The organism is Desertihabitans aurantiacus, assembly GCF_003344635.1.
In the GTDB taxonomy this organism is placed as follows: Bacteria; Actinomycetota; Actinomycetes; order Propionibacteriales; family Propionibacteriaceae; genus Desertihabitans; species Desertihabitans aurantiacus.
Genome location: NZ_QPKK01000302.1, coordinates 1 through 4,192, shown reverse-complemented (window position 1 = coordinate 4,192; position 4,192 = coordinate 1). Strand labels below are relative to the sequence as shown.

Annotated in this window: 4 protein-coding genes; 1 reads left to right on the top strand and 3 read right to left on the bottom strand. The window is 74.1% G+C overall.

Features of this window, described 5'->3' with window-relative positions:
- The 3 genes from DVA66_RS17750 to DVA66_RS17740 form a co-directional block, all read right to left on the bottom strand.
- The coding region (locus tag DVA66_RS17750; RefSeq protein ID WP_114561243.1) for an alpha/beta fold hydrolase at window positions 1-1,011 on the bottom strand (1,011 nt) is incomplete at its 3' end.
- A complete protein-coding gene (locus DVA66_RS17745; protein ID WP_114561242.1) occupies window positions 1,008-2,033 on the bottom strand; it encodes a 3-oxoacyl-ACP synthase III in 1,026 nt (341 codons plus the stop codon). The genes DVA66_RS17745 and DVA66_RS17750, both read right to left, overlap by 4 nt.
- Before the next feature lie 96 nt (window positions 2,034-2,129).
- On the bottom strand, window positions 2,130-3,257 hold the full coding sequence (locus DVA66_RS17740) for a Gfo/Idh/MocA family protein (protein ID WP_114561241.1): 1,128 nt from the start codon (window positions 3,255-3,257) through the stop codon (window positions 2,130-2,132).
- A gap of 89 nt (window positions 3,258-3,346) precedes the next feature.
- On the opposite strand from DVA66_RS17740, the gene DVA66_RS17735 reads away from it, so the two are divergent.
- Window positions 3,347-4,027, top strand: a complete 681-nt coding sequence (locus tag DVA66_RS17735; protein WP_114561240.1) for an NADPH-dependent F420 reductase — start codon at window positions 3,347-3,349, stop codon at window positions 4,025-4,027.
- Window positions 4,028-4,192 lie beyond the last annotated feature (165 nt).

The following is a 4,192-nucleotide window of genomic DNA, read 5'->3' as shown; positions in this document are numbered from 1 at the left end:
CTCAGGGCGTTGGGGGGTGGGCTCAGGGCGTTGGGGGGTGGGCTCAGGGCGTTGGTGGGTAGCAGCGGGCTCGGCGAGGGCGAGGCGGTCGAGCCAGCGCCAGACGGTGGCGGCGTAGTCGGGGCGGTCCTCCGTGACGAGGTGGGACGCGCCCTCGTAGCGGTGCACGTCGGCCTGCGGGAGGCGGGCGACGAGGTCGCGGAGGTGCGCCTCGGTGAACACCGGGTCGCGGGTACCGCGGAGCAGCAGGGCGGGGACGTCCCACCCGTCCAGGCCGTCGGCGACGGCCTGCAGCGTGGCTCGGGTCGGGTGGTCGTCCTCGAGCGGGACGTCGGCGACGAACTGGCCGACCCGGCCGCGGCGCCCGGGCGTGCGATAGGGGGCGCGGAGGGCGGCGCGGACGTCGGGGGGCAGCGCGGGACGCGAGAGCGCCGCCGCCCCCCGGACGAAGGTGTCGGTGCCCACGCAGACCGGGCCGACCAGCAGCGGCTGCCGGGCGAGCCGGATCAGTCCGGAGAAGGTGGTCGAGGGGTCCTGGTGCACCGCGGTGTTGGCCAGCACCAGCGCCCGCACCCGGTCGCGGTGCCGCACCGCCCAGCCGGTCACCACCGGGCCGCCCCAGTCGTGGCCGACCGCGACCAACGGTCCGCTCAGCCCGAGCGCGGCGACCAGCCGGTCGAGGTCCTCGACGCGCTGGGCCAGCCGGCGCGGACGCTCCAGGGTGCCGGCCGCCGACTCGGACCAGCCCATCCCCAGCTGGTCCGGCGCCACCACCCGCCAGCCCGGACGCACCCCGGCCAGCAGCCCCCGCCACAGGTAGGACCAGGTGGGGTTCCCGTGCAGGCAGACCAGGGTGGGGAGGCCGGCCACCTCCTCCAGCGGCCGGTCGGCGGCGGTGTCGAGCAGGTGCCAGCGGCGGGGGACGCCCTCGGCGTCGGGTGCGGTGAGCGAGCGGGCCCAGGACGGGTCGAGCCCGGGCAGCGGCCCCGGCCCGTCAGCCAACCGGCTCACCAGACGATGTCGGCGAACGACGTGTTGAGCCCCGAGCCGATGCCCAGCATCATCACCCGGTCACCGGCGGTGAAGCGGTCCTGCGAGGCGGCCAGGGTGAACGGGGCGGCCGCCGGGCCCATGTTGCCGAACTCGGGCAGCGTCAGCGGGAACTTGTCGACGTCCAGCCCGAGCTTCTGGCAGAGCGCGGTGATGTGCACCAGCGAGGTCTGGTGGGACACCATGTGCTCCACGTCGGTCCAGCCGAACTGCTGCTCCGACTCCGCGAAGGTCTCCAGGGCCAGCTGCAGCCCGGCCTCGAACAGACCGCGGGTGTCGGTGCGCATGAAGTCGAGGTCGCCGACGCACAGGTCGTGGTGCTCGGTGGCCGAGCGGCTGGTGCCGCCCAGCAGCCGGTGGCCGCTGCTGCCGGCCAGGTCGGCGCGTCCCAGCACCATCGCGGTGGCGCCGCAGCCCAGGGTGAGGGTGGCGAACTGCTCGCGCACCTCGGCCACCGTGGTCTCCGGACGCTGCAGCCGCGCGATCGCCTGCTGCTGCAGACCACGGATGTTCTCGCTGCCGACCACCAGCGCGTAGTCCACCTGGCCGGCGTCGATCATGGTGCCGGCCAGCTGCATGCCGTTGATGAAGCCGAGGCAGGCGTTGCTGAGGTCGAAGTTGAGGCAGGCCGGACGCAGCCCGATGGCGTGGTGCACCTGCACCGCCACCGACGGCTCGAGGTGCTCACGGGTGACCGAGGTGTTGATGATCAGGCCGACCTGGCCGGGCTCGACGCCCGCCTCGGCGAGTGCCTTGGCTCCGGCGTCGACCGCACCGTCGACGAAGCTGACGCCCTCGGGCCACCAGCGGCGCGCCGCCACCCCGGCCAGCTGCTCGAACTTGCCCGGCGTCATGCCGAGCCGCTGGTAGGTGTCGCCCAGTTGCTCGTCGATCCACGCCGAGGTCACGCGTTCGGGGGCCTCGACGGCGACCGCGGAGCAGATCGCGGTGTTGTCCAGCTGGTAGGTGGCGTCGGTCTTCATCCAGACTCTTTCCGGTCGTGCGTGCGCTGCGTCTGTGATACCCGATGGAGCGCGAGCCACCTCCAGACGTCCCCACAGTTTTTCATGCCGATCAAATCAGTCGCGTGGGGTCGGGTGGGATGTCTCACCGGCCGCGCACAGCAGCGCCTCCCGCACCGAGGGCCACCCCTGCAGCACGCTGCGGACGTCCGCGCGGTGCTCCTCGCGTACCGCCTGCTCCCGGCCGCGGTCCAGGACGTCGTCCAGCAGCACCCGCCGCCCCGTGCCGGCCGACTCCACGGCGGCCTCCACCATGGCCAGGCTGAGCACGTTCTCGTGCACCTCACCGCTGGGGACCACACCGCGGCGCAGCGCGTCGACGAAGATGGCCAGGGAGCCGGCGATGCCGTCGTGGTCGGGCACCTCGACGACCTCGGCCGCCGTGTCGGGCGGGACCGGGTCGTCGTCACCGCTCCAGGTGGTGGTGCCGTGCTCGCCGCTCGCGTGCCAGGCGCCGTTCCACGACGTCTCCCGGCCCGGGGCGCACCAGGAGCCGTCGAAGACGAACCGGGAGCCACCGGCGAACTCGAACACCGCCACCGCCGAGGCGTCACCGGCGTACCAGCTCCACGGCGGGTTCCACGCCTCGCAGTAGACCGACACCGGTTCGTCGCCGAGCAGGTAGCGGGCCATGTCGAACTGGTGGATGGCCATGTCGACCAGCAGCGGATGGGCCATCTGGTCGCGGAACCCGCCGAACCGCGGCGCCTTGAAGAAGTCGACCGACAGCGTGCCGACCGCCCCCAGCCGACCCAGGTGGTGGCGGAAGCGGGCCAGCTGCGGATTCCACCGCCGCGACTGGCTGACCATGAACAGCGTGCCGGTCACCTCAGCCGCCGCCACCAGCGACAGCGCCTCGGCCAGCGTGGCCGCCACCGGCTTCTCCCCCAGCACCGGCAGCCCCGCGAACAAGGCGTCGGTGGTGACCGGGTGGTGGGCCGCCGGCACCGTGACGTCCACCACCGCGCGGGCCCCGGTCGCACTCGCGAGCGCGACGGTGTCGGTGCCCACCGGCAGGTCGGGGACGCCCAGCTCGGCCGCAGCCGCACCGGCGGCGTCCAGGTCGAGGTCGACGATCCCGGTGAGCGCCACCTCGGGGGAGCCGGTCAGCACGCGCAGCCAGGCGCGGCCCATCGACCCGGCCCCGACGGCGACGACGGGGAGCGGTGCGGTGCTGTCGGTCATCGGTCCTCCGGCTCGGGCGTCGGTGTGCGCTGCCCGACGTTAGGGCAGGTCGGCCGGAATGGGTGCCGCGCCCCTCCGGTTGTCCCGTCATGAGCACTCTGGGACTGATCGGCAGCGGGCACATCGGCAGCACCGTCGCGAAGCTGGCGGTGGACGCCGGCCACGACGTCGTCCTCAGCAACAGCCGGGGGCCGGAGACGCTGGCCGACCTCGTCGCCGAGCTCGGCCCCCGCGCACGGGCGGCGACGGCGGCGGAGGCCGCGGCGGCCGGTGACCTCGTCGTCGTCACCATCCCGCTGAAGCGCTACCAGCAGGTGCCGGTGGAGCCGCTGCGCGGCAAGGTCGTCATCGACACCAACAACTACTACCCCCAGCGGGACGGCCAGATCCCCGCGCTGGACGACGGCTCGACCACCAGCTCGGAGCTGCTGGCCGCGCACCTGCCGGAGTCGAAGGTCGTCAAGCTGTTCAACAACATCTACGTCGACCACCTGGCCACCTCGGCCCGTCCCAGCGGCAGCCCGGAGCGCAGCACCCTGCCGGTGGCCGGTGACGACCCGGAGGCGAAGGCGGCGGTGGTCGCGCTGCTGGACAGCCTCGGCTACGACGGCCTCGACGTCGGGCCGCTGGCCGAGGGCTGGCGCTACCAGCCCGGCACCCCGGCCTACGGCGTCCCCTACGCCCGCGACCCGCAGGACTGGGGAGGAGGCGCCCAGCCGGTTCCGGCCGACACGCTCCGCGAGGCGCTGGAGCGGGCCGAGCGCGGCTGACGCGTCCGGCTCAGCGGGCCGGTGCCGTGCGGGCGGTGAGGACGACGACGAGCAGCGCCGCCAGCGCCACCCCGCCGAGCAGGTTGACCGAGGGGTAGCCGCCCACCGCCAGCACCGGCCCGGCCAGCGCGGCCAGCGCGGCGGCACCCAGGCTCATCGCCGAGT